The sequence below is a fragment of the Mycobacterium sp. E136 genome, assembly GCF_001666865.1.
Taxonomy (GTDB): domain Bacteria; phylum Actinomycetota; class Actinomycetes; order Mycobacteriales; family Mycobacteriaceae; genus Mycobacterium.
Map to the genome: position 1 here is coordinate 1 of NZ_LZJE01000337.1, position 25,245 is coordinate 25,245.

26 protein-coding genes and 1 pseudogene are annotated in these 25,245 nt (G+C 65.2%); 20 read left to right on the forward strand and 7 right to left on the reverse strand.

What is annotated here, in order from left to right:
* A partial coding sequence (locus A5698_RS22220; protein WP_197506860.1) for an acyl-CoA dehydrogenase family protein occupies nt 1–520 on the reverse strand: 520 nt, incomplete at its 3' end.
* Nucleotides 521–665: 145 nt separating this feature from the next.
* On the opposite strand from A5698_RS22220, the gene A5698_RS22225 reads away from it, so the two are divergent.
* From A5698_RS22225 to A5698_RS22280, 12 genes are all read left to right on the forward strand, one after another.
* Complete coding sequence (locus A5698_RS22225; RefSeq protein WP_064347982.1) at nt 666–857, forward strand: ferredoxin; 192 nt, start codon at nt 666–668, stop codon at nt 855–857.
* 45 nt (nt 858–902) lie between these two features.
* Nucleotides 903–1,817 (forward strand): 3-oxoacyl-ACP reductase, encoded by a 915-nt coding sequence (locus tag A5698_RS22230; RefSeq protein WP_067084290.1) that lies wholly within the window; start codon nt 903–905, stop codon nt 1,815–1,817.
* A 263-nt stretch (nt 1,818–2,080) separates the two neighbouring features.
* The gene (locus A5698_RS22235; RefSeq protein ID WP_064399178.1) at nt 2,081–2,842 is read left to right on the forward strand and encodes an MlaE family ABC transporter permease; all 762 of its coding nucleotides are present in this window, start codon (nt 2,081–2,083) and stop codon (nt 2,840–2,842) included.
* Complete coding sequence (locus A5698_RS22240) at nt 2,842–3,684, forward strand: MlaE family ABC transporter permease (RefSeq protein WP_064399177.1); 843 nt, start codon at nt 2,842–2,844, stop codon at nt 3,682–3,684. The genes A5698_RS22235 and A5698_RS22240 overlap by 1 nt, the downstream gene beginning before the upstream one ends.
* A 14-nt stretch (nt 3,685–3,698) precedes the next feature.
* Nucleotides 3,699–4,889, forward strand: coding sequence for an MCE family protein (locus tag A5698_RS22245; protein WP_067084288.1), 1,191 nt, complete (start codon nt 3,699–3,701; stop codon nt 4,887–4,889).
* Nucleotides 4,889–5,923, forward strand: a complete 1,035-nt coding sequence (locus A5698_RS22250; protein ID WP_067084286.1) for an MCE family protein — start codon at nt 4,889–4,891, stop codon at nt 5,921–5,923. The genes A5698_RS22245 and A5698_RS22250 overlap by 1 nt, the downstream gene beginning before the upstream one ends.
* Nucleotides 5,916–6,962: an MCE family protein gene (locus tag A5698_RS22255; RefSeq protein ID WP_067084284.1), complete on the forward strand. Its 1,047-nt coding sequence runs from the start codon at nt 5,916–5,918 to the stop codon at nt 6,960–6,962. The genes A5698_RS22250 and A5698_RS22255 overlap by 8 nt, the downstream gene beginning before the upstream one ends.
* 8 nt (nt 6,963–6,970) lie before the next feature.
* Nucleotides 6,971–8,386: a virulence factor Mce family protein gene (locus tag A5698_RS22260; protein WP_067084282.1), complete on the forward strand. Its 1,416-nt coding sequence runs from the start codon at nt 6,971–6,973 to the stop codon at nt 8,384–8,386.
* A complete protein-coding gene (locus A5698_RS22265) occupies nt 8,383–9,579 on the forward strand; it encodes an MCE family protein (RefSeq protein ID WP_067084280.1) in 1,197 nt (398 codons plus the stop codon). Before A5698_RS22260 ends, A5698_RS22265 begins: the two co-directional genes overlap by 4 nt.
* Nucleotides 9,579–11,324: an MCE family protein gene (locus tag A5698_RS22270; RefSeq protein ID WP_064399171.1), complete on the forward strand. Its 1,746-nt coding sequence runs from the start codon at nt 9,579–9,581 to the stop codon at nt 11,322–11,324. The genes A5698_RS22265 and A5698_RS22270 overlap by 1 nt, the downstream gene beginning before the upstream one ends.
* On the forward strand, nt 11,324–12,016 hold the full coding sequence (locus A5698_RS22275; RefSeq protein ID WP_084792572.1) for an Rv1363c family protein: 693 nt from the start codon (nt 11,324–11,326) through the stop codon (nt 12,014–12,016). The genes A5698_RS22270 and A5698_RS22275 overlap by 1 nt, the downstream gene beginning before the upstream one ends.
* Nucleotides 12,016–12,504, forward strand: coding sequence for a hypothetical protein (locus A5698_RS22280; RefSeq protein WP_064399170.1), 489 nt, complete (start codon nt 12,016–12,018; stop codon nt 12,502–12,504). Before A5698_RS22275 ends, A5698_RS22280 begins: the two co-directional genes overlap by 1 nt.
* Here the strand turns inward: A5698_RS22280 and A5698_RS22285 are convergent.
* The 5 genes from A5698_RS22285 to A5698_RS22300 form a co-directional block, all read right to left on the reverse strand.
* Nucleotides 12,491–13,972: an alpha,alpha-trehalose-phosphate synthase (UDP-forming) gene (locus A5698_RS22285; protein ID WP_067288103.1), complete on the reverse strand. Its 1,482-nt coding sequence runs from the start codon at nt 13,970–13,972 to the stop codon at nt 12,491–12,493. The genes A5698_RS22280 and A5698_RS22285 overlap by 14 nt on opposite strands.
* Complete coding sequence (locus tag A5698_RS28765; protein ID WP_090279904.1) at nt 13,973–14,137, reverse strand: hypothetical protein; 165 nt, start codon at nt 14,135–14,137, stop codon at nt 13,973–13,975.
* 51 nt (nt 14,138–14,188) lie between these two features.
* Nucleotides 14,189–14,545 (reverse strand): hypothetical protein, encoded by a 357-nt coding sequence (locus A5698_RS22290; protein WP_068301242.1) that lies wholly within the window; start codon nt 14,543–14,545, stop codon nt 14,189–14,191.
* Between the two features lie 100 nt (nt 14,546–14,645).
* Entirely contained in the window at nt 14,646–14,999 is a 354-nt protein-coding gene (locus tag A5698_RS22295) for a hypothetical protein (protein ID WP_068301245.1), read from the reverse strand.
* Nucleotides 15,000–15,058: 59 nt separating this feature from the next.
* Complete coding sequence (locus tag A5698_RS22300; protein WP_068301247.1) at nt 15,059–15,400, reverse strand: intersectin-EH binding protein Ibp1; 342 nt, start codon at nt 15,398–15,400, stop codon at nt 15,059–15,061.
* Nucleotides 15,401–15,622: 222 nt separating this feature from the next.
* On the opposite strand from A5698_RS22300, the gene A5698_RS22305 reads away from it, so the two are divergent.
* The 8 genes from A5698_RS22305 (at nt 15,623) to A5698_RS22340 (ending at nt 24,596) form a co-directional block, all read left to right on the forward strand.
* Nucleotides 15,623–16,555: an enoyl-CoA hydratase gene (locus tag A5698_RS22305; RefSeq protein WP_067084269.1), complete on the forward strand. Its 933-nt coding sequence runs from the start codon at nt 15,623–15,625 to the stop codon at nt 16,553–16,555.
* Between the two features lie 43 nt (nt 16,556–16,598).
* Nucleotides 16,599–17,435 (forward strand): SDR family oxidoreductase, encoded by an 837-nt coding sequence (locus tag A5698_RS22310; protein WP_068301249.1) that lies wholly within the window; start codon nt 16,599–16,601, stop codon nt 17,433–17,435.
* A 38-nt stretch (nt 17,436–17,473) separates the two neighbouring features.
* A complete protein-coding gene (locus tag A5698_RS22315) occupies nt 17,474–18,997 on the forward strand; it encodes a PucR family transcriptional regulator (protein ID WP_068301250.1) in 1,524 nt (507 codons plus the stop codon).
* 143 nt (nt 18,998–19,140) lie between these two features.
* The gene (locus A5698_RS22320) at nt 19,141–20,406 is read left to right on the forward strand and encodes an NAD(P)/FAD-dependent oxidoreductase (protein ID WP_068301252.1); all 1,266 of its coding nucleotides are present in this window, start codon (nt 19,141–19,143) and stop codon (nt 20,404–20,406) included.
* 118 nt (nt 20,407–20,524) lie between these two features.
* Nucleotides 20,525–21,013: a GreA/GreB family elongation factor gene (locus A5698_RS22325; protein ID WP_067084261.1), complete on the forward strand. Its 489-nt coding sequence runs from the start codon at nt 20,525–20,527 to the stop codon at nt 21,011–21,013.
* A 19-nt stretch (nt 21,014–21,032) separates the two neighbouring features.
* The gene (locus tag A5698_RS22330; RefSeq protein ID WP_068301254.1) at nt 21,033–21,518 is read left to right on the forward strand and encodes a GreA/GreB family elongation factor; all 486 of its coding nucleotides are present in this window, start codon (nt 21,033–21,035) and stop codon (nt 21,516–21,518) included.
* Nucleotides 21,519–21,678: 160 nt separating this feature from the next.
* Nucleotides 21,679–23,367: an aa3-type cytochrome oxidase subunit I gene (ctaD, locus tag A5698_RS22335; RefSeq protein ID WP_156670855.1), complete on the forward strand. Its 1,689-nt coding sequence runs from the start codon at nt 21,679–21,681 to the stop codon at nt 23,365–23,367.
* A gap of 443 nt (nt 23,368–23,810) precedes the next feature.
* Entirely contained in the window at nt 23,811–24,596 is a 786-nt protein-coding gene (locus A5698_RS22340; RefSeq protein WP_068301261.1) for a hypothetical protein, read from the forward strand.
* 5 nt (nt 24,597–24,601) lie between these two features.
* Here the strand turns inward: A5698_RS22340 and A5698_RS22345 are convergent.
* Nucleotides 24,602–25,229: pseudogene (locus tag A5698_RS22345) on the reverse strand (trimeric intracellular cation channel family protein).
* Nucleotides 25,230–25,245: the final 16 nt, after the last annotated feature.

Here is a 25,245-nt window from a genome sequence, read left to right on the forward strand (position 1 = left end):
CGGCCAGCCACACATAGTCGGCGTAGGCGATCAGGCTCGTCCACATCTTCTGGCCGTTGATCACATAGTCGTCGCCGTCGCGAACTGCGGTGGTGCGCAGCGACGCCAGATCGGTGCCCGCCCCGGGCTCGGAGTAGCCGATCGAGAAGTGCAGTTCGCCGGCGGCGATCTTGGGCAGGAAGAACTTCTTCTGCTCGTCGCTGCCGAAGTGCATGATCGTCGGCGCAACGCTGTTGATCGTCAGGAACGGCACCGGCACGTTCGCTATCGCGGCCTCGTCGTTGAAGATCAACCCGTCGATGGGAGGGCGCTCCTGGCCGCCGAACTCCTTGGGCCACGACAGGGTGAGCCAGCCGTCCTTGCCCATCTGCGCGACGGTCTCGCGGTAGACGTTGCCGCGTCCCATCTCGCCGTCGTTGGAGGCCAGCGCCTCGGCGCGCTCGGGGGTCATCAGCTTGGTGAAGTAGGAGCGCAGCTCGCGGCGCAGCTCTTCCTGCTCTGGGGTGTAGCCGATCCGCATCGCCTTGTCCTAACTTCTCTAGAGGCACGAAGTGGCATACCGGGAGCCAGCCCCGATTCCCTCCCGGTTGTAACACGTTCTAGTCTTGGGGTCCAGGCCGGTGCCACACTGGGCTCGGAGCAGCTTTGACCGCGAGGAGGTTGTGATGAGGGTGGAAGTGGACCGGGACCGGTGCGAGGGCAACGCCGTGTGCGTGGGAATCGCGCCCGACCTGTTCGATCTCGACGACGATGATTACGCGGTGGTCAAGCTCGATCCGGTGCCCGCCGACCAGGAGGATCTGGCCGAGCAGTCCATCGCGGAGTGCCCGCGAGCGGCGCTGCTTCGGCGAGACTAGAGGTATTCATAAATTGACGACGCCCGTGGGCATCCGAGGAGTGGCATGAGTACAGACCCCAACGACCTGTCCGGGCGCGTGGCGGTGGTAACCGGCGCGGCGGCAGGGCTGGGACGCGCGGAGGCCATCGGCCTGGCCCGGGCCGGGGCGACCATCGTCGTGAACGACATCGCCGCCGCGCTCGACAAGTCCGACGTGCTCGACGAGATCTCCGCAGCGGGCGCCAAGGGCGTCGCGGTGGCGGGCGACATCAGCGAGCGCTCGACCGCCGACGAACTGGTCGAAACGGCCGACGGACTCGGAGGCCTCGGCATCGTCGTCAACAACGCCGGCATCACCCGCGACCGCATGCTGTTCAACATGTCCGACGAGGACTGGGATGCGGTGATCGCCGTGCACCTTCGCGGGCACTTCCTGCTGACCCGCAACGCCGCCACGTACTGGCGCGCGAAAGCGAAGGACAACAACGGCCAGGTCTACGGCCGCGTCATCAACACCTCGTCGGAAGCCGGGCTGGTGGGGCCGGTCGGGCAGGCCAACTACGGCGCCGCCAAGGCCGGCATCACCGCGTTGACGCTGTCGATGGCCCGGGCCCTGGAACGCTACGGTGTGCGGGCCAACGCCATCGCGCCCCGTGCCCGCACCGCGATGACCGCGGACGTGTTCGGCGAAGCACCGGAATTGAGCGAAGGCCAGATCGACCCGTTGTCACCCGACCACGTCGTGAACCTGGTGCGCTTCCTGGCCTCCCCGGCGGCCGAAGCGGTCAACGGTCAGCTCTTCATCGTCTACGGTCCTACCGTGACACTGGTGGCAGCGCCGACGGTCGAGGCGCAATTCAGCGCCGAAGCCGATGCCTGGGACCCTTCGAAGCTGTCCGCGACCCTCCAGGAGTACTTTGCTGGACGCGATCCGCAGAAGTGTTTCTCGGCCACCGCGCTGATGAATCAGCAAGACTGACGGTCTCGTTCGTTACGGCCGAGCTCGACTAGAACACGTTCTAGAATGAGCTGCGTCACACTTGCCCTGACCAGCACAAAAATCACATTTGTGACTCCATTTTCGGAGCTTTGACACTCCGAACGTGTTCTAGTTAGTATGATCCGGCTCACTGAGAGCAACGCTGAGCCAAGGGGTGGGAAGTCCGCCGTGACAACGTATTTCACCTCTTCGCCACGAAGACGACGCGCCGAACATCCCTTCCCCCGAGAACGGAGCAAAGGTTGATCAAACAGCTCACGGTCCCGACGCGGGCCGTGGGCGGCTTCTTCGAGATGTCCTTGGAAACGTTCCTCAAGATCTTTCGACGCCCCTTTCAATTCCGTGAGTTCCTCGAGCAAACATGGATGATCGCGAAGGTTTCGCTCGTTCCGACCCTGCTGATTTCGATTCCATTCACAGTGCTGGTCGCGTTCACCCTCAACATCCTGTTGCGAGAGATCGGTGCCGCGGACCTGTCCGGGTCCGGCACCGCGTTCGGCACGGTGACGCAGCTCGGCCCAATCTCGACCGTGCTCGTCATCGCCGGCGCCGGTGCGACGGCAATCTGCGCGGACCTGGGCGCCCGCACCATCCGTGAAGAGATCGACGCGATGCGGGTGCTCGGCATCGATCCCATTCAACGGCTGGTGGTGCCGCGCGTGCTGGCGTCGACCACGGTGGCGCTGCTGCTCAACGGTCTGGTGATCGCGATCGGCCTGGTCGGCGGCTATGTGTTCTCCGTACTACTGCAGGGTGTGAACCCCGGGGCCTTCATCAACGGCCTGACCATCCTCACCGGGCTCGGCGAGTTGGTGATCTCCGAAGTCAAGGCCCTGCTGTTCGGCGTAATGGCGGGACTCGTCGGTTGCTATCGCGGACTCACCGTCAAGGGTGGACCCAAGGGGGTCGGAGAGGCCGTCAACGAGACCGTCATCTATGCCTTCATCTGTCTGTTCGTGATCAACGTACTTATGACCGCAATCGGCGTTCGGGTGCTGGGCTGATGAGCTACGACGTGTCGCTGAGAATGCGGCGGGCGCTCGAACGGGTGCCCAAGGCCGTGGATACCTTTGGCGAGCAGGCGTTGTTCTACGCCGAGTCGGTGCGGTACATGCCGAACGCGGTGCGTCGCTACGGCAAGGAAACGACCCGGTTGATAGCCGAGATGACCCTGGGCACCGGTGCGCTGATCCTGATCGGTGGCACGGTCGGTGTCGCTGCCTTCCTCACGCTGGCGTCCGGCGGCGTCATCGCCGTGCAGGGCTACGAGTCACTGGGCAACATTGGCATCGAGGCGCTCACCGGGTTCCTGTCCGCCTATCTCAACGTGCGCATCGTTGCGCCGATCATCGCCGGTATCGCGCTCGCGGCCACCATAGGCGCAGGTACCACCGCGCAACTGGGCGCAATGCGCATCTCCGAAGAGATCGATGCGGTCGAATCAATGGCCGTGCACTCGGTGTCCTACCTGGTGTCCACCCGCATCGTCGCCGGCCTGATTGCGATAATCCCGCTGTATTCGTTGGCCGTGCTGGCCGCGTTCTTCTCGGCTCGCACCATCACCGTCTACGTCAACGGACAGTCGGGCGGTCTCTACGACCACTACTTCAATACGTTCCTGATACCGAACGATCTGTTGTGGTCTTTCGCTCAGGCGATCGTGATGGCGGTCGCCGTGATGCTCGTCCACACCTACTACGGCTACAACGCTTCGGGCGGACCTGTCGGCGTTGGCGTCGCGGTGGGTAAGGCGGTTCGGACTTCGCTGATCGTCGTCGTCATCATCACCTTGTTCATCTCCTTGGCCGTGTACGGTGCCACCGGCAACTTCAACCTGTCGGGTTAGAGGAGAGAGAAACCATGTCGAGAAAGTCCGCGATCAGGATCGCCGCCGCAGTGCTGGCGGCGATCCTCGTGGCCTTCTCGGTGTTCACCTATCTCTTTTACACCGCGGCGTTCACACCGACCGAGTCTGTGGTGGTCACCTCTCCGCGGGCCGGTTTGGTGATGGATCCCGACGCCAAGGTCAAGTACCGGGGTGTTCAAATCGGCAAGGTCGAAGACATCTCGTACACCGGCGATCAAGCGAAGTTGACGCTCGCGATCAACACGCGCGAGCTGCGCTTTGTCCCCTCGAATGCGCCAGTGCGTATCGCCAGTACCACGGTATTCGGCGCGAAGTCGGTGGAATTCCTTGCCCCCGATCAGCCGTCGGGAACGCCGCTGCGCGCCGGCGCCGTGGTTCAGGCCGAAGCAGTGCAGCTGGAAGCCAACACGCTGTTCCAGACCCTGATAGATGTCCTGAACAAGATCAACCCCATACACCTGAACGCGTCTATGTCGGCGATCGCGGAAGGCCTGCGTGGTCACGGTGACGATTTCGGCTCTACCATAGCGGGTTTGAATCAGTACCTCACCGAACTGAATCCGAAGCTGCCGCAAGTGGAGTCGGTTATCGGGCAGACGGCCACGGTGGCCAACATCTATGGCGATGCCGGCCCCGACCTGGTGACTGTGATCGACAACGTGCCGACCATCAGCGCGACGGTCGTCGATCAGCAGGAGAACCTGAACGCGACGTTGCTTGCGACGATCGGCCTGGCGAACCAGGGCGCCGATACTTTGGAGCCGGGGGCAGACGATTACATCGCTGCGATCCAGCGGCTACGAGCGCCATTGAAGGTGTTGGGAGACTATTCGCCGGAATTCGGCTGCATAATACAAGGAGTTGCGATCGGCAACGAGCGGGGACAGGCCGTCGTCGGTGGCCTCAAACCCGGCGCAATGGTCAGTTCCAGCTTCGTACTGGGCGTGCCGTCGTATACGTATCCGGAGAGCCTGCCGATTGTGAATGCAACGGGTGGTCCGAACTGCCGCGGCCTCCCGAACATCCCCAGCAAGATGTTTGGCGGCTCGTGGTTCAGGTCGCCGTTCTTGGTTACCGACAACGCCTACATCCCGTACGAGCCGTTCACCGAAGTGCAGGTCGACGCTCCGTCCACTTTCCAGTTCCTCTTCAATGGCGCGTTCGCAGAACGGGACGACTTCTGATGGGCCACCGCGGAACCCTGGCCAAGGTCAGCATCTTCGTCGTGGTCATGCTGATGGTTGCCGCAGGTTTGGTCGTGATCTTCGGAGAGTTCCGGTTCGCTTCGACCAACAGCTACCACGCCACGTTCAGCGACGCCTCGCGACTCGAGAGCGGCAGCGACGTGCGGATCTCGGGGGTGCCGGTGGGCACGGTCGAAGGTGTGAAGCTGAATCCCGACAACACCGTCGATGTGGCGTTCACCCTCGACAAGAAGTACCAGATGTATACGTCGACGCGGGCCGTGATCCGCTACGAGAACCTGGTCGGCGACCGCTTCATGGAGATCACCTCGGGCCCGGGCGAACTGCGAAAGTTACCACCGGGCGGTATGGTCTCCATCAACCAGACCCAGCCGGCGTTGGATCTCGACGCCCTGCTCGGTGGCCTGCGCCCGGTAGTCAAGGGCCTCAATGGCGAGCAGGTCAATCAGATCAGCAATGCGATTCTCGAGTTGCTTCAGGGCCAGGGCGGTGCGTTGTCTCAATTGCTCTCGGAGACAGGATCCTTCAGCAAGACCTTGGGTGATCGCTACCAGGTGATCTCTGAGGTCATCCGCAATCTCAACGAGGTGCTCGGCACCGTTGACGAGAAGAGCGTGGAGTTCGATGCCAGCGTGGACGAACTCCAGAAACTCGTCAGCGGACTGGCGGAGGGTCGAGACCCGATCGCCGGAGCGATTCCGCCGCTGGCGTCAGCGGAAACGGACCTCACCGACATGTTGGTCAAGTCGAGACGGCCGCTACAGGGCGTACTCGAGAACCTTCGCCCGCTGGCGACCGAGCTCGACGACCGTAAGGCCGAGGTGAATTCGGTCATCGAACCGCTGGCAGAAAACTACCTGCGACTCAATTCCCTTGGCGCGTACGGCTCGTACTTCAACTACTACATCTGCACGGTGAGGCTTAAATTCAACGGTCCTGCGGGCAGCGACATCTTCCTGCCGATCGGCGGCGTGCCGGATCCATCGAAGGGCAGGTGTTCAGACAATGGATAAGACGTTACGGGCGGGAATCTTCGGAATCGCGGTCGTGGTGTGTGTCTTGCTCGTCGCGTTCGGCTACAGCAACTTGCCGTTCTATCCGCAAGGCAAGTCCTACGAGGCGTTCTTCGCTGACGCCGGTGGAATCTCGCCGGGTAACGACGTCAACGTCTCCGGCATCACGGTGGGCAAGGTGACCGGCGTCGGCCTGGCCGGCGACGTCGCGAAAGTGACGTTCACCGTGGATCGAGACGTCAGGCTGGGGGATCAGACTATGGTGTCGATCCGGACCGACACTGTTCTGGGGGAGCGATCGCTCGGGGTCACTCCGCAAGGCAGCGGATCGGTGACGTCGATTCCGCTGGCCCGCACGACGGTTCCGTACACATTGAATATGGCATTGCAGGATCTCGGCCAGAACTCCGCTTCCCTCGACAAGAACCAGTTGACCCAGGCGCTGCGGGTCCTGACCGACTCATTTCGCGACGCGACACCTGAGCTTCGCCGCACGCTCGACGGGGTGGCGGAGTTGTCGCGCAGCATCAACGCCAACGATGAAGCGCTGGGCCAGCTGTTGGCACGCGCGAAGTCGGTGACCGCGGTGCTTGCCGACCGGGCCGGTCAAGTCAATCAACTCGTCACCGATGGCAATCAGCTCTTCGCCGCGCTCGATGAGCGGCGGGCGGCGCTGAGTAATTTGATCGCCGGCATCGACGACGTGTCCGAGCAGATTTCGGGGTTTGTGGCCGATAACCGCCGCGAGTTCGGTCCGGCGCTGAAGAAGCTGAATTTGGTTCTGGACAACCTACTTGAACGCCGTGAGCACATCAGTGAAGCGATCAAGCGGTTGCCGCCGTACGCCACCGCGCTCGGCGAGTCGGTCGGGTCGGCTTCCGGATTCATGGTCAATCTGCCCAATGCGGTACCGAACAATACGCAGACGGCCCTGCTGCTGGATCTTTACTTTCAGCCGGGCAAGATTCCCGACAGCCTGTCCGACATGCTGAAGGGGTTCATCAACGAGCGCCTGATCATAAGGCCGAAGTCACCGTGACCCGTTGGATGCGTTTCGCCGTCATCAGCGCACTGCTGGTGGCGCTGATCGGTGGCGTGTACGTGCTTTTGCCACGAGTCAGCACCTACACGGTGGACGGCTACTTCGCCTCGGCTGCAGGCGTGTATCCGGGCGACGAGGTCCGCATCGTCGGTGTTCCGATCGGCTCGATCGAATCGATCACGCCGCAGGCCGATGCCGTGAAGATCACCATGCGGGTGAAGGACGGCATCCAACTGCCCGCCGACGCGCGCGCGGTGATCATGGCGCCAAACCTCGTGGCAGCCCGCTTCATTCAACTCACCCCTGTCTACAAGCAGGGCCCGGCAATGGAGGATGGCGGCAGCATCGAGTTGGACCGCACTGCCGTGCCGGTGGAGTGGGATGACGTCAAAACAGAGCTGACCAGGCTCAGCCAGCAGCTCGGACCATCGGCGGGCCAAACTCACGGTCCGTTGAGCGAGTTTGTCAATCAGGCCGCCGACACCTTCGATGGCAATGGCGGCTCGTTCCGACAAGCCTTGCGCGAACTGTCTCAGACTGCAGGACGGCTGGGTGACTCGAGCCCGGACCTGTTCGGCACGGTGAAGAATCTGCAGATTCTGGTTGACGCACTTTCGAACAGCAACGAGCAAATCGTCCAATTCAGTGGCCATTTGGCCTCGGTCTCTCAGGTGTTGGCTGACAGCTCAGTGGGCCTGGACGACACGCTCGGCAGTCTCAACCAGGCCCTTTCGGACGTCCGCGGCTTCCTCAATGAGAACAACGAAGTGCTTATTGGCAGCATCAACAGGCTGGCTGACTTCACCACCATCCTCACAAACCAGACCGACGACGTCGAGCAGATCCTGCACGTCCTTCCGAATGCGATGGCGAATTTCTACAACATCTACAACCCGGCGCAGGGCACCGCGAACGGCCTCCTGGGGCTGCCGGAATTCGCCAACCCGGTGCAGTTCATCTGCGGGAACTTGGACGGCGCCGGAACGCCTGACTACGACAAGCGAGCCGAGATCTGTCGCCAGCGGATGGCTCCGGTGCTGAAGCGCCTGGCGGTCAGCTACCCGCCCTTCATGGCGCATGGAATCAATACGATCACCGCGTACAAGGGGCAGGTCATTTATGACACCCCTGCTACCGAGGCCAAGGCCAAGACCTACATCCCGTATCTGGAGTGGATACCGGCCGACGGGCGATTTCCGCCTCGTGCCGGGAACGAAGGCGACCCCAGTGCGTTGCTCCTGCCCCAGAACCCAGTTCCGGGCCCGCCGCCGCCGGCGCAGCCGTACACGCTTGGTCCGGTGGTACCGCCGCAGGGTCCGGCGCCTGGTCCTCCGCCTCTCGGTCCGGTTCCGGGGGCGCCGGCACCGGCCGCGCCCGGTCCGCTTCCGGCCGAAGCCGCTGTCTCGGGAGGTGGGGGATGACACGCCAGTCACGGGGAATGAAAGCCGGGCGCGCCGCCCGCCGGAGCCTGGCCATCAGTTCGGGTGCGGTACTGCTTGCCGGTTGCTCGTTCGGCGGCTTGAACTCGCTGAACATGCCAGGCACCGCGGGTCACGGTAAAGGCGCATTCTCGATCACTGTGGAAGTTCCCGACGTCGCCACGCTGCCACAGAATTCGCCCGTGATGGTCGACAACGTCACGGTCGGCAGCGTGTCGGGTATCGAAGCCGTTCAGCGGCCGGATGGCACTTTCTACGCGGCGGTGGAACTTTCGCTCGATCAAAACGTCAAGTTGCCGGCCAACTCAACTGTGAAGGTCGCGCAGACATCGCTGTTGGGATCGCAGCACATCGAACTAGCGCCTCCGGTTGGCCAGCCGCCGGTTGGCGAGTTGCGTGACGGGATTGAGATTCCACTGAGCCGGGGCAGCCGTTATCCGACTACAGAGGAAGTGCTGTCGGCGTTGGGTGTGGTGGTCAACAAAGGCAATCTCGGTGCGTTACAGGACATCACACAGGAGGTCTACAACGCGGTCGCCGGCCGTGAAGGCCAGTTCGCCGGTCTGATCCCGCGGCTCGCCGAGCTCGCCGCGTCGTTGAATCGGCAGACCGATGACATCATCGCGGCGGCCGAAGGCCTGAACCGATTCGCCGGAGTCCTCGCGCGTAGCAAAGACAGTCTGGGCCGCGCGCTGGACACCCTCCCAGGAGCGTTGCGGGTGCTCAACGAGAACCGTGCGACCATCGTCGATGCTTTCGCGGCCCTGCAGAGCTTCGGCACCGTCGCGTCGCGCATTCTGGCCGAAACCAAAGAGGATTTCGCCGAGGACATCGTCGATTTGTACGCGGTGATCAAACCGATCAACGACACTCGTGCGGACCTTGTGACCGCTTTGGACAGCTTGGCGACGTTCCCGTTCCCGGGCAAGAACTTGCATCGGGTGGCCAGAGGTGACTACTTCAACATCTACTCAACGTTCGACCTGACAATCCGTCGGCTCGGCGAGACCATGTTCACGACGTCATTTTTCGACCCGAACATGAAGCGCCTCGCGGAAGTCGTCAATCCACCGGAATTCCTTACCGGGGAAATGGCGAACCTGTCAGGCCAGGCCGCAGATCCGTTCAAGATCCCGCCGGGCACCGCGTCGGGTCAGGAGGTGCCGCCGGAGTAATGAGTCGAACTGCGCGAATTCAACTGTGGGTGTTCGCCGTCGTGACCGTGATCTCGGTCGGCGCAATCGCTCTGCTGTATGTACGTATTCCCGCCCGCCTGGGTTTGGGCACATATGACGTCACTGCGAATTTCGTCGCGGGCGGTGGACTGTACGAGAACGCCAACGTCACCTTCCGCGGAGTCCAAGCTGGGCGCGTCGAAGCCGTGCAGCTGACCGACGATGGTGTGTCCGCGCACATGCGGCTCAACAGCGATATCAAGATCCCGGAGAACTCCACGGCCACCGTCAAAAGCGTGTCTGCGGTCGGCGAGCAGTACGTGGATTTCGTTCCGCCCGCAGATCCTTCGACGGAGGTGCTGCGCAATGGTGCGACCATTCCGGAGGAGCGGACGGCGATACCGCAAGATGTGGCCGAGTTGTTGCGTGAGGCCGATCGATTGGTGAGCAGCCTTGACAACACCCGGCTCCAGGACCTCTTGCACGAGACCTTCGAGGCGTTCAACGGCGCCGGGCCCGAACTCGCGCGGTTGATTCAGTCCGCACGGGTGCTGATCGATGACGCCAACGCAGCCTGGCCGCAGACCTCGGCGCTGATCGACCAGGCTGGACCGTTCTTGGAGGCGCAGATACGGAGCGGCGAGGACATCCGGTCCCTGGCCGATGGCCTTGCCCGCCTGACCAACGAAGTCGCCGGAGCCGATACTCAGCTGCGTTCGCTGCTCGCGACTGCGCCCGGAGCGGCCGCAGAAGCCAGCGAAACGTTCTCGGGCATTCGCCCGTCGTTCCCGGTCCTTGCGGCCAACTTGGCCAACTTCGGCCGCGTCGGCGTCATTTACCGCAAGTCGATCGAACAGGCGCTCGTCATTTTTCCCGCGCTGCAGGCGTCCCTGCTGACGATCGGCGGCCAACTTCCCGCTGACGAGGGCGGCAAGCAGGACTTCAAGATCTCGATCAACGATCCGCCGCCTTGCAACACGGGGTTTTTGCCACCGTCGGAGATCCGCACGCCTGGCGACACGACATTGCGCGACCTCCCGACCGACTTGTATTGCAAAGTCGCGCAAAATGATCCGATGGTGGTGCGCGGGGCGCGGAACTACCCGTGCCAGGAGTTCCCCGGCAAGCGCGCGCCGACAATTGAGTTGTGCCGCGATCCGCGCGGCTACGTCCCGATCGGGAACAGCCCATGGCGCGGTCCGCCGGTACCGATCGGCACACCGATGGATGTCATGGAGGACGACACGCCCGAGGACGGACGAAATATCCTGCCGCCCAACAAGTTCCCGTACATACCGCCGGAGAACGATCCGGATCCGGGATATCCCGTCGCGCCGGGTTCGGTGCCGCCCGGGGTACAGACCGGCCCGGGACCGGCGCCGCATCAGCCTTGGCCGTATATCCCCCCACCGAACCAGGGGCCCCCGCCGCCACCGCTTACGGCCTGGATACCGCCGGCGCCCTACCCGAATGCGTGGCCTCCACCAGCCGTCCCGCCGGGGTGGGCGACTAACCCGCCGAACGTGTTTGCGGGGCCCTACGGTACGGTACCGCCGGCCCCCGCACCGCCTCCTGCACCACCGAACCCGCCGCAGGCCAGCGGCGCCGCTTACGGGACCTACGACCAGAACACGGGCGTCTTTGTGGACCCGGCCGGCGGCACCGGGGTCTACGCGCCCGGTGTCGCTGATATGCGGCCACAAGAGAATTGGGTGGATTTGATGCTGTATCCGGAGCACGTGTGATGACGTCCGCACCGACGTCCCCGGGGAAGTCCGTGCGCCGACGCGCTTCTCGACCTGCCGGTCCCGCCAACGGCACGGTGGCTGGGCCCATCGCCGTGCGCGTTCCAACAGCGGATTCCGTCGCTGAGACACATGTTCGCAAGGTCCGTAAAGCTGCGCCCCCGCCACGCCGGCCGCCGCACCGACGCTTGGTCGCAATCGTTGCACTGGTCGGCGCGTTCGTCGCGACCGGTGTACTTGGCGCCGCGGTGGCGGTACTGATCGTCCAGAGACAAGACGCAGAAGAAGCGCAAGCGCGCAACCAGCGGTTCGTCGACACCGCGACGCAGACCGTGGTGAACATGTTCAGCTTCAAGCAGGACACCATCGACGAGAGCGTGGACCGGTTCTACGAGAGCACCAGCGGGCCGTTACGCGACATGTTCAGCCAGAACAACAATGTCGAGAACCTCAAGGCGATTTTCCGGGACACCGGCGGCAGTTCGGAGACTGTGATCAACGGTGCCGCGCTGGAAAGCATTGACGACATCAGCAACACTGCAGCGGTGCTGGTGTCGGCGAGGGTCACTGCCAGTGACATGAACGGGAACAACAGGCCATCGCAACCCTACCGACTTCGCATCATCGTGCAGGAGGCCGATGACGGGCAGATGACAGCCTATGACCTCAACTACCCCAACGGTGGCAACTGATGCGTTTGATTGTGAGCGGCATTGCCGGTCTGGTGGCTGCTGCGTTCGTCAGCCTAGCCGCGCTGGGCGGCGGACTGTACTGGCAGCGGGTGGAGACGCGTGGTGAGCAAGCAGCGCGTAGCGAGCTGGGACCGCTTGCGCAGGAACAAATCCCGACTGTATTCACCTACGACTACAAGACCGTCGAGCGCAACCTCATCGATGCGTACGACCTGCTGACGCCCGGCTACCGCAAGGAGTTCGAAGACAGGGCGAAGTCCGACATAATTCCCCAGGCTCGGGCGCGCGAACTTGTAAGTCAAGCCAACGTGGTCGGCGTCGGCGTGATGGAAGCGCAGCGCGATTCGGCAGCGGTGATGGTTTACATCAACCGGACGGTCTCCGAGAAATCGAACCGTGACGAGCCAATTTATGACGGTGCGCGGCTGCGCGTGGATTATCGGCGCATCGACGGCAAATGGCTCATCGACTACATCACTCCGATTTAGCGTAGGCGGACTGCTTGTCGGGAGATCGCGTCGAGGCCAGCGCGTCGAGGAACGCCCGCGCCCACCGGTCGACGTCGTGTGCGAGCACCTGTCTGCGTAGCGCCCGCATGCGGCGCCTGCCCTCTTCCGGCGCTTGGGTCAGCGCGGCCTCGATGGCATCCTTGACGCCCTCGAGGTGGTGGGGATTGGCGAGGTAGGCCTGGCGTAATTCCGCTGCGGCCCCGGTGAACTCGCTGAGCACCAACGCACCACCCAGATCGCTGCGACACGCCACGTACTCCTTGGCCACCAGGTTCATGCCGTCGCGCAAGGGGGTGACCAGCATGACGTCGGCGGCGACGAAGAACGCGATCAGCTCCTCACGTGGCACCGGGCGGTGCAGGTAGTGCACGATGGGATGCCCGACCTCGCCGTACTCACCGTTGATATGGCCGACCTGCCGCTCGATGTCCTCGCGCATCTCGATGTAGCTCTCGACACGCTCCCGGCTGGGTGTCGCGAGCTGAACGAGCACGGTGTCCTCGCGGTTGGCCCGGTCCTCCTCGAGCAGTTCGGAGAACGCCTTGAGCCGGACGTCGATACCCTTGGTGTAGTCCAGCCGGTCGACGCCCAGCAGGATCTTTCGGGGGTTGCCCAGCTCGTGGCGAATCTCCCTGGCGCGCTGGCGGATCGAACGCGACTTCGCCTGTTGGTCGAGGGCCGTCGAGTCGATCGAGATCGGGAAGGCGCCCACCTTGACCGTGCGGAAGCCGACGCTCACCTCACCGAACCGCGACCGGACCCCGATGGTGGCACGGGAGGTGTTGGCGCCCACCAGCCTTCGCGCCAGGATGAGGAAGTTCTGCGCACCGCCGGGCAGGTGGAAGCCGACGAGGTCGGCACCGAGCAAGCCTTCGATGATCTCGGTGCGCCACGGCATCTGCATGAACAACTCGACCGGCGGGAACGGGATGTGCAGAAAGAATCCGATGGTCAAGTCGGGGCGCAGCATGCGCAACATCTTGGGGACCAACTGCAGTTGGTAATCCTGGACCCAGACCGTGGCGCCCTTGGCCGCGTGCTTGGCGGTGGCCTCCGCGAAGCGCCGGTTCACTTCGACGTAGGTATCCCACCACTCGCGGTGATAGATCGGCTTGACGATCACGTCGTGGTAGAGCGGCCACAGCGTCGCGTTGGAGAAGCCTTCGTAGTACCTGGCCACGTCGTCGGCGGACAGCTTGACCGGGCACAGGGTCATGTCGTCCTGCTCGATGGGCTGATCGTCGGCGTCCGGTACACCGGGCCAGCCGATCCACGCACCGCGCCGGCGACGCAGCAACGGCTCAAGGGCCGTGACCAGCCCGCCGGGGCTCCTCTTCCACGTGGTGCTGCCGTCGGGCAGCCGCTCCATGTCGATCGGCAGCCGGTTGGCCACCACCACGAAATCGGCGTTGCCGGAGCCGGCCCGCGGACCGTCCCCTGAACTCACTTACGCCTCGAGTTTCGAGGGCCCAATGCCGAGCATCGAGAGGAACACCCGGCACTCGTCGGCGTCTTTCGCGTACGCGGCGACGACGCGCCGCGCCTGGCGGGCAGTGCTGTCGGCGAGCGGTTCGACGTCGCCGAGCTCGGCGGGATCAGATTTCGCAGGCATACGACAACTGTATGCGAAAGGGCTGCCTCGCCGGTCGGCTAACCCCTCTGACTAGGGGCTGTGGCTGAAGACGGGCGCCGGGGGAGCCGTCACCGTCTGCGCCTGGGCCTCTTCGGCCAGGCCGATGCAGCCGCCCTGGTTGTGGCCGATACACGGCACGCCCATGACCTCAGGGACGTCGGGGTTGCCGGCCGGCGTGCTGAACACCGAACCGGAGTTGGGCACCGTGTGGGGCACGCAGTTGCCGGTGAACTGGTCCGGCTCCTCCCCGCCGCTGCAGCCCTGAGCCTGCGGCGCGACCGGGGTGGTCGGTGCTGCGAAGACGGTGACCACCGGAGCCGCGGCGATCGCAACCGCAAAACCACCGGCAAGGATCAGCCGTTGTACTGGGGACTTCAAGCTCGCCATGGTCACGCTTTCTGTGAGTGATCAACCGTGCCGTCGGCAAGAATTCTATGGAAGCTGCCAACTTTCTGCACAGCTTCGCAGAGTTCCCTGCCGATTCCGACTACGGGCTTGCGCTGATGGTCGAGCGCGGTTGCGCGGCCGGTCCGGCCGCTGCTTCGTTCTCGGCCAACCCGATACAGGCTCCGGCATTGTGGCCGATGCAGGGGATGCCCTGAATCTCCGGAACATCGGGATTCGCCGCGGTGACTTGGAAGAGGGGCGGCGAGGTCGGGACCATGAACGGCACACAGGTCATGGTGAACTGGTCGGGCTCCTCACCCCCCTGACAGCCCTGCGCCACCGCAGCGCTCGGTTCCGACGCCAAGTGCAGGCCGGCAAGCGGTGCGGCCGCCGCTGCGGCAACGAAAACGCCGGTGAGAACCAGTCGCCGGAGCGGAGCCGAATATTTCGCCATTCCGCGATTCTAGGAGCCGACCGTCGATTCGTGCACTCGATACGCCGATGGCGCCGCGCTTACGGGCTCGAGCTGACCGAGGTATGCGGCTGCACGAGGGGTGTCTGGGCCTGCTGCTCTTCGGCCAGACCGATGCACTGTCCTGATTGTCGGCCGCCGCAGGGAATTCCGTCGATCGCGGGCAGGTCGGGATTTCCGGGAATCGTCGAGAACGGCGAGGACGAATTCGGTACGCACGCGGTGGTGTAGAGGTCATCGGATTCTCCGGCGGCGCAGGCGACATGGGAGGTGTTGGGGGCGGCAGGCACGGTGATCGTGGCGACGAGCGGCGCGGCCAGAGCCACCGCGGCGAATCCGCCGGCTGTCGCGAGCCGGATGGCAGTGGGCAGTTCGATCGCCATCTGTCTCTCCTTTTGTTAGCTGTAAGCCGCAGTGAGGCGATCCGGAACGGTGCGCCGATTGGCGTCAATCGTAATACCGGTAACGGGATTACGCTCGGTCTATTGCGGCGGAGAGCCATATCTGTGAGTCCACTGTCCGATAGCTGTGGCACCGCTGAGTGAGCGTTGCGACGGGCACCGTAATGTGCAGGTGGTCGAACAACGCAAGCGAGGTGATCCGTGATGGCGAGCCCTGATCTGACGAGCGCCGGCGCCGGAGGCGGTGCGGCGCAACAGGTGACCTATGAAACCCTCGACGACGGTCAGATCGCGCGCATCTGGCTCAACCGCCCGGATGCGCAGAATGCGCAGTCCCGCACGCTGTTGGTGCAGTTGGACGAGGCGTTCGGCCGCGCCGAAGCCGACGACCGTGTGCGGGTGGTGATCCTCGCAGCGCGCGGCAAGAACTTCTCGGCCGGACACGATCTGGGATCAGAGGAGGCGATGCTGGAGCGTGCGCCCGGCGCGGCGCAGCATCCGACGTTCCAATCGCACGGCGCCACCGTGCCGGCCATCGCCGAGCGGACGTACCTTCAGGAGTGGCACTTCTTCTTCGAGAACACCCGCCGATGGCGAGACCTGCGCAAGATCACGATCGCGCAGGTGCAGGGCAACGCGATCTCGGCCGGCCTCATGCTCGTCTGGGCGTGCGATCTGATCGTCGCGGCCGACGATGCGAAGTTCTCCGACGTAGTCGGTGTCAGGATGGGAATGCCGGGTGTGGAGTATTACGCGCACCCATGGGAATTCGGCGCCCGCAAGGCGAAAGAGCTTCTGCTGACAGGTGATTCGATCGACGCCGATGAAGCGTACCGGCTCGGCATGGTGTCGAAGATCTTTCCGCGCAACGAACTCGAGGACAAGACGCTGGAGTTCGCCCGCCGTATCGCCGAGCGGCCGACGATGGCAGCGCTGCTCATCAAGGATTCGGTCAACGCCGCTTCGGACGCGATGGGCTTCACCGAGGCGTTACGCCATGCGTTCCACATCCACGAACTCGGGCATGCGCATTGGGCGGCGCACAACGAGAATCGCTATCCGGTCGGGCTTCCGCCGAACGTGCCGGACTGGCGCACCCTCGGCGCGCCGAAGCCCGCCCGCCGCGACGAGCCGTGACGTATAACTGGAACCTGTTCTAGCTACGGCGAAGGGGTCTGCGGTGGAGTTGTCCTTGACGGGTCGCACGGTTTTGGTCACGGGCGGCGGCAGTGGCATCGGCAAGGGTGTGGCGGCCGCGGTGGTCGCCGCGGGCGGTAACGCGATGCTCGTCGGCCGCAACGCCGACAAGTTGTCCGCAGCGGCCGACGAGATCAAGGCGCAGGGAGGCCCCGGCTCGGTGCTCTACGAGCCAGCCGATGTGACGAACGAGGACGAGGTGACCCGCGTCGTGGAGGCCACGACGGCATGGACCGGGCGGCTCTACGGCGTCGTGCACTGTGCGGGCGGAAGCGAAACGATCGGACCGATCACGCAGATCGACTCCGAGCTGTGGCGGCGCACCGTCGATCTCAACATCAACGGCACCATGTACGTGCTCAAGCATTCGGCGCGCGAGATGGTGCGCGGCGGCGGCGGATCCTTCATCGGCATCTCGTCGATCGCAGCGAGCAACACCCACCGCTGGTTCGGCGCGTACGGCGTGTCCAAGGCGGGCATCGACCACCTGATGCAGCTCGCCGCCGACGAGCTCGGCCCCTCCTGGGTTCGGGTGAACTGCATCCGGCCCGGCCTGATCCGCACCGAACTGGTCGCACCGGTACTCGAATCTCCGGAGTTGAGCGGCGACTACGCGGCGTGCACGCCGTTGCCGCGGGCGGGTGAGGTCGAGGACATCGCCAACGCCTCGCTCTTCCTGCTCAGCGACGCCGCGAGTTTCATCACCGGCCAGGTCATCAACGTCGACGGCGGACAGCTGGTGCGTCGCGGGCCGGACTACTCGTCGATGCTCGAGCCGCTGTTCGGTGCCGAGGGTCTGCGGGGGGTCGTCGCCAACTAAACGCCCGCGCTCTGTAGGGCGCGCGGTAACGTCGGCCCGTGGTCACCTTGGACCGGCTGGTCAACGTGCTTGGCAGTTACGGCGTGCGCCTGCGCTTCTGCCCGGTGCCCCGCTCCACGGAGTTGGGCAGTGTGGTGATGCACGAGGTCATCGACGGCCGCACGGTCACCGGCGACGTCTTGCTGGCGATCGGCGCGCGAACAGTCAACGAGGCGCTGCGGTGGGCGGTTTCGGCGCGCGCCGTGGTCGTACTTCTTCGCGACGGCGACCATGACACCACGTTCGCGGGGATGGTCGAAGGCGTCGCGGTGATGGTCGTCGATCCTGCGGTGCCGTGGAGTGAACTCGCCGCGATCGTCTACGGGTTGGTGCTGGAGGGCCGCGAAACCGAATCCGGCCGGGGCCCAACGGATTTGTTCGCGCTCGCCGACAGTCTGGCCGAATCGGTGGGTGGTGCGGTGACCATCGAGGACCCGTTGTCGCGCGTGTTGGCGTATTCGACGATGCAGGAGAACGCCGACCGGGCTCGCGTTGCGACGATCATGAACCGGCAGGCGCCGGAATGGTTGCGCGAGTTCTTCGATTCCCGAGGCGTGTCCACGCATCTCGCATCGTCCGACGAGCCGATGTTCGTCGAGGCGGACGACGACCACGGCGTGTCCGGCCGTATGGTCGTCGCCGTGCGCTCCGGCCGCGAACTGATGGGGTCGGTGTGGGTTTCGACCCCGAAGCCGTTGGTGGAGCCCGTACGCACGGCGCTGGCCGACGGCGCGAGGACCGTGGCGCTGCATTTGTTGCGGTCGCGTGCCAGCGCCGATCTCGAGCGTCAGGTCGAATCCGACCTGGTGCTGCGGCTACTCGACGGCAGCGCGGACGCCGCGGCGTCGGCGAGCAGGCTGGGGTTGTCGCAAGGTCCGGTGCGGGTCATCGCCGTGCAGGCGTCGATCGGCGCCGAACGTGACGCGGCGCTGTTGTTGGCCTTCGAGCGGGCGACCGCCGGCTTCGGCTGGTCGCGACCGGGCCGAAGCGCGCTGGCGGGCAACACGGTCTACACCTTGCTTCCCGGCGACCAGGTTGCCGCCGCCCGCAAGTGGGTCGCCGGTTTACGGGCGGCCCTGCCCGACCGGGTCACGGTGGTGGCCGGTATCAGCAAGCCGGCCGTCGCCGTCGATCTGCCCGCGGCGCGGCAGGAGGCCGACGAGTGTCTGGCGCTGCACGAGGTCGGCCCGCCGGATGCCGTCCCGCCCGCCTACGACGAGTCGTGGCACGAGATCCTGCTGCAGCGCCTGCGCACGGCCGCCCGCTCGGGACGCACCCCGGACCGCGGGCCCGTCGCCGAATTGCGACGTCACGACCAGAGCCATGACACGGAGTACGTCTCGACGTTGAGGGCCTACCTGGAGGCGCTGGGTGATCCCGCCGGGGCGGGACACCGCCTGGGCGTACACGAGAACACCGTGCGGTACCGCTTGCGCAAGATGGGCGAAATCACCGAGCTGCCGCTCGACGACGCGCGCAAGCGAATGGCCATGATGATCGAACTGGCCGCGACCGACGCCTAGGCCGTTCGGGTCTTTGTCGGATCGCCACAACGGCACCGTGGGGGATTGTCCCGCCGCGGCAACCCCGATCGTGCTCACTCCTCCCACGATGGAGACAACGAACTTTCGAGAAAATCTCGAACTCAGCGACGGAGGTATTCGGCATGGTCGGCGGCGAGCGGATTGACGGTGGGCCACGGTCGGCGATCGTGGTCGGCGCCGGCATCGTCGGCCTGTCCACGGCGTGGTTCCTGCAGGAGCGCGGTGTCGACGTCACCGTCGTCGACCGCAGTGGCGTGGCTTCCGGGGCGTCCTGGGGCAACGCCGGCTGGGTGTCTCCGGCGCTCACGATTCCGCTGAACTCGCCGAAGACGCTGCGCCACGGCCTGCGCTCGCTGCGTGACCAGAACGCGCCCCTGCACATCCCGTGGAGCGTCGACGGCGCGCTGTGGCTGTTTCTGACCCAGTTCGCCGCCAACTGCCGCACGACGGCGTGGAATCGCGCGGTCGAGGCCAATGTGCCGTTGAACCAGGAGTGCATCGAGGCCTTCGACGTGCTCATCGCGAACGGCGTCGACGCCCCGGTGACGGACGCCCCGATCACCGCGCTGTTCCGCAGCACCGACGACGCCGAGCAGATGATGCGCGAACTGCGTGTCCTCGAGCGGGCCGGCCAGGACCTGTTCGTGACGGGGCTGTCCGGAGAGGCGCTGCGTGAACAGGTGCCGCTGGCGTCGCATGCGGTGACCGCCGGCATCAACATCAACAACCAGCGGTTCGTCGACCCGGGTCGGTTCGTGCAGGCACTGGGCCGCGCGGTCGAGGAGCGCGGGGCGACGATCCTGACGCTCGATGTTCGCGGCGTGTTCAGCACCGGCAACGGCGTCGTGGTCCAGCCTCACAGCGGCAAACATCTGAGCGCGGACACGGCCGTGATTGCCACCGGCGCGTGGATGTCGCGGCTGACCGGCCACCGATTGCGCGTCCCGGTGGAGTCGGGCCGCGGCTACTCCTTCACGGTCCCCGTGGACCGCCCCATACCCGGGCCCATCTACCTGCCGGACATCCGCGTCGCGTGCACGCCGTACCGCGGCGCGTTGCGTGTGGCGGGCACGATGGAATTCCGCGACCCCCACGAACCCGTGATCCCCGAACGGGTGGGCGCGATCGTCGCATCGGCGAGCAAGCTGCTCGACGGCGTCCGCTGGGCGGAGCGCAGCGACATCTGGGTCGGCGCGCGGCCGATGACGCCCGACGGCCGCCCGCTCATCGGCGAGATGTCGCGAAACGTCTACGTGGCCGGCGGTCACGGCATGTGGGGCCTGGCGCACGGCCCGGTGACGGGCCGGCTCCTCGCCGGACAGATCAGCACGGGCAAGCAGCCCGAGGCGTTGCGGCCCTTCGATCCGCTCCGCCGCGCGATCGCCTAGACCCAGACCGACGGCTTTCCCACTTCTGCCCTTGCGGGCACTGCGAGTCGTCAGGGGCGGCGCTACCGACAGCCCACGGCCCGCCCCTGACGGCAACCCCTTCGAGAAAGGACGACACATGACGAGCACCGACCGCATCTGGATGACGCGACGTGCCTATATCCGACTGCAGGCCGAATTGGCGGCCCTCCGAGCCCGACTCCGGCTGGAGGTACCCGACGACGCCGTGGACTTCGACGCCAACCGGGCCGCTGCCGAGCGGGTGCGGACGACGCAGATCCGCCGGATCGAGCACCTGCTCGCGAACGCCGTTGTCGGCGAGGATCCGCCGGACGACGGGGTGGCCGAGCCGGGCATGGTCGTGACCGTCCGCTACGACGACATCGGTGAGACCGAGACGTTCCTGCTCGGCATCCGCGGTACCGAACCCGCCGAGATCGAGGTCTATTCGCCGTCGTCGCCGCTGGGCGTCGCGATCCTCGGCGCACGACCGGGGGAACGGCGGATGTACACCGCCCCCACCGGGAAGGAGCTGCGAGTGACGCTCCTGGCGGCGAGACCCTACGGGGCCGCCATCGATTCGGCGGCCGGCCGACTCCCAGCCTGATTACACGGAAGGACCGAACATGACCAGTTCGCAACGGATTTGGATTTCGCGGGCCGCCTACGAGCGGCTGCAACAAGAACTCGCCACCCTGCGTGAACTCTGCGCGAACGCCGCGGGCGAGGACGAGGCGGACGAGAACGCGACCGCGATAAAGCGCGCGCGGCAGGCGCGAATCCAGCAGATTCACGAGATGCTGATCAACGCCGTCGTGGGGGAGGACCCACCCGACGACGGGATCGCCGAGCCGGGCATGGTCGTCACCGTCCGCTATGACGACACCGGGGAGATCGAGACGTTTCTGCTCGGCGTGCGCAGCGCCGAGCACGGCGATATGGAGGTCTACTCGACGCAGTCGCCGCTGGGCGCGGCCATCCTCGGCGCCAAACCGGGTGAGCGGCGGGCCTTCAAGCTCCCTAGCGGCGGTGACCTCTCGGTCACGATGCTGACCGCGGTGCCGTACGGCATGCACAGCGGTGACGAGAAGCCGGTGAACGCGGCCGGCTGATCCGGCCGGCCGCGCGGCTTCGTCCAATGGCTTTCGGCGTGCGCGCAGGCTACCTACTATTGACGTCACGACGACCCCTCGCCGAAGGGAGGGTTCCGAAGTGACCGCCGAAGTGACCTCTGTCCCGCAGCTGCGGGCACGCCGCCCGTTTCCCGCGAGGATGGGCCCGCGAGGCAACCTGGTCTACAAGCTCATCACCACGACCGATCACAAGATGATCGGCATCATGTACTGCGTCGCCTGCTTCACCTTCTTCTTCATCGGCGGGCTGATGGCGCTGTTCATGCGCGCCGAGCTGGCGATGCCGGGGTTGCAGTTCCTGTCCAACGAGCAGTTCAACCAGCTGTTCACCATGCACGGCACGGCGATGCTGCTGTTCTACGCGACGCCGATCGTGTTCGGGTTCGCCAACCTGGTGCTGCCGCTGCAGATCGGGGCGCCCGACGTGGCCTTTCCGCGCCTGAACGCCCTGTCGTTCTGGCTGTTCGTGTTCGGCGCCATGATCGCCCTCGCCGGCTTCATCACCCCGGGCGGGGCCGCCGACTTCGGCTGGACCGCATATGCGCCGCTGAGCAACGCCATTCACTCGCCGGGCGCCGGCGGTGACTTGTGGATCCTGGGCCTGGCCGTCGGTGGTCTGGGCACGATCCTCGGCGGTGTCAACATGATCACCACCGTGGTGTGCATGCGCGCACCCGGTATGACGATGTTCCGGATGCCGATCTTCACGTGGAACATCACGGTGACGTCGATCCTGGTGCTGATGGTCTTCCCGATCCTGACCGCCGCGCTGTTCGGCCTGGCCGCAGATCGTCATCTCGGGGCGCACATCTACGACCCGGCGAACGGCGGGCCAATCCTCTACCAGCACCTGTTCTGGTACTTCGGCCACCCCGAGGTGTACATCATCGCGCTGCCGTTCTTCGGCATCGTCACCGAAGTGTTCCCGGTGTTCAGCCGCAAGCCGATCTTCGGCTACACCACGTTGGTGTACGCGACGCTGGCGATCGCGGCGCTCTCGGTGGCGGTGTGGGCGCACCACATGTTCGCCACCGGTGCGGTCCTGCTGCCGTTCTTCTCGTTCATGACTTATCTGATCGCGGTCCCGACCGGTATCAAGTTCTTCAACTGGATCGGCACGATGTGGAAAGGCCAGTTGACGTTTGAGACACCCATGCTGTTTTCCATCGGGTTTCTCGTCACCTTCCTGCTCGGTGGCCTCACAGGTGTGATGCTGGCCAGCCCGCCGCTCGACTTCCACGTCACGGACTCCTACTTCGTGGTCGCCCATTTCCATTACGTCCTGTTCGGCACGATCGTGTTCGCGACGTATGCCGGTATCTACTTCTGGTTCCCGAAGATGACGGGCCGACTGCTCGACGAGCGGCTGGGCAAGTTGCACTTCTGGCTGACGTTCATCGGCTTCCACACCACGTTCCTGGTGCAGCACTGGCTGGGCAATGAGGGCATGCCGCGCCGCTACGCCGACTATCTGCCGACCGACGGCTTCACCGTTCTCAATGTCGTGTCGTCGATCGGCGCGTTCATTCTCGGACTCTCGGTGCTGCCCTTCGCGTGGAATGTGTTCAAGAGCTGGCGCTACGGCGAGCCGGTCACGGTCGATGATCCGTGGGGTTACGGCAACTCGCTGGAGTGGGCGACGTCGTGCCCGCCGCCGCGGCACAACTTCACCGAGCTGCCCCGAATCCGTTCGGAGCGTCCCGCGTTCGAGCTGCACTACCCGCACATGGTCGACCGCATGCGCGCCGAGGCCCATGTCGGAAGGCACGCGACGGCGGGTGAGTCGCAGTCCGGCTTCGGGCCGCGCACCGAGCCAGACCGTAGCTAGCGACCCAGCCCATCTGAATCAAATCGCCTCTGCGCGAGCTTTGTTGCGCGCGAACAACGCCTGACTCGACGGTTGTCGGCGCGAGGCAATGCTTTGCCCCTTGCCTGCCCGCAGCATGGAAGGTGTTGCCCGGACCCCCGACGAAGTGGGTCCGGGCTCCATAGCGACGAGACCGAGTGAGGGCAAACAGACATGACCGCGTCGATCGAAAAAATCGGCGGCACAGCGGTGTTGACGCGATCACCGCAACGACCACCGACACGGCGTGAGACGCCGGGCAGTTCACCGAAACGTGGCCTGTGGCGTGACGACGACCAGTGGCTCACCCAGGTGGCCATCCCACGTTGGGAGGCCGAAGGTGGAGCGCTTCCCAAAACCTAGCGGCGGTTTAACGCGGTGACTTCGCCCGCGGCCCGCCCACCGAAATCGACAGGAGAACAACCGTGACTAGACAACCCCGACACTGGACCAGCTGGACGGCCCTGCTGATAGGCACCGGCGCCGTCGTCGCCGCGCTCACCGTGACCTCGACGGCGACGGGTCGCGGGCTCACGCTCGCATTCGGCGCATTCATCGTGTTCTTCGCCGCGCTTTCACTCCTCGCGCGGGTTCGCACACCCGGCAGTTGGGGTCTTGTCGCGATCGGGCTCGGAATGGCCATGTTGCCGTTCCTCGGGGCGGCCTTCTTCCCGGACCCCGGCGCGGCGTGGACCGGTATCGTCGCCGGCCCGCTGGTGATGACGCTCGGCGCGATCGGTTGGGTGACCGGGCAGCCGCCGACGGTCACGGGCATCAGCCACTGGGGTCACCGCGACGCGAAGCGCGACAGAACCGCGGCCCTGATCAGCGGCGCGGCTCTGGTCCTCGGGCTCGGCACCGTGCTGCTCGGGTCCTTGGTGGTGCGGGGTTCGGCGGCCGCGGTGGCCAGCACGGTCGGTTTGGGTGTCTTCCTGACCGTCGTCGCACTGTGGTCGTGGACGGCGGTCGATCCGACCCGTGACTACTTCATGCTCGCCGCGGTTGGCTTCGCCCTGTTCCTCACTCCGACGGCCGCCGGGTTCTCGAACGATCCCACCGCGTGGGCAGCCTGGATTCCTGGCGCGGCCGCCACGGCCCTGGGTGTGGTGGGTTATCTGATCGGCGACCAACGCGACCTCACCAGCGAGTTGCGCGAAAGCGCCGCCGAGCGCTACCACCGGGCGTTCCGCGCGCAGCGATCGCGCGCGTGACGCCTCTAGTCCGGTCCGTCCGGCACACGAGGGGCGTGGAGATCGAAGCGAACGCCGATCAGGCGGATCGTGAGGCAGACCAGCGCGCCGAACACTGCGGCCAGCGTGCCGTGGTAGCCGATCGCGTCGGCGGCACCCACACAGGCGCGCCGATCAGCGCAGGGATCGCGTACAGCTCGCTGCGCAGCACCGTCGGGATCCGGCCGATCAAAACGTCGCGGATCGTGCCGCCGCCGACGGCGGTGACGGTGCCGACGATCACCGCCTGCACGATGCCGAAGCCGAGATCGAGCGCCTTGTACGCGCCCAGCACCGCGAAAACGCTCAACCCCACGGCGTCGAGAACGGTGATGGCGGCGGCGATCGGTCGAGCCGGCGGGTCAGGATGAACGCGATCAGGCCGCCCGACGCCGCGACGGCCAGATACCGCCAGTCGACGAAGGTGGCCGACGGCAGCGAGTCGAGCAAGACGTCGCGGATCGTGCCGCCGCCCAATCCGGTGAACATGCCGAGCGTGATGACCTCGAAGATGTCGAGGCGTTCGGCGCGCACCACCGTCAGCGCCCCGTTGAGCGCGAACGCGAAAGTGCCGAGCAGGTCGAGCACCAACCACAGCGGCGACGGACCCAGCATGACCGCAGGTATACCC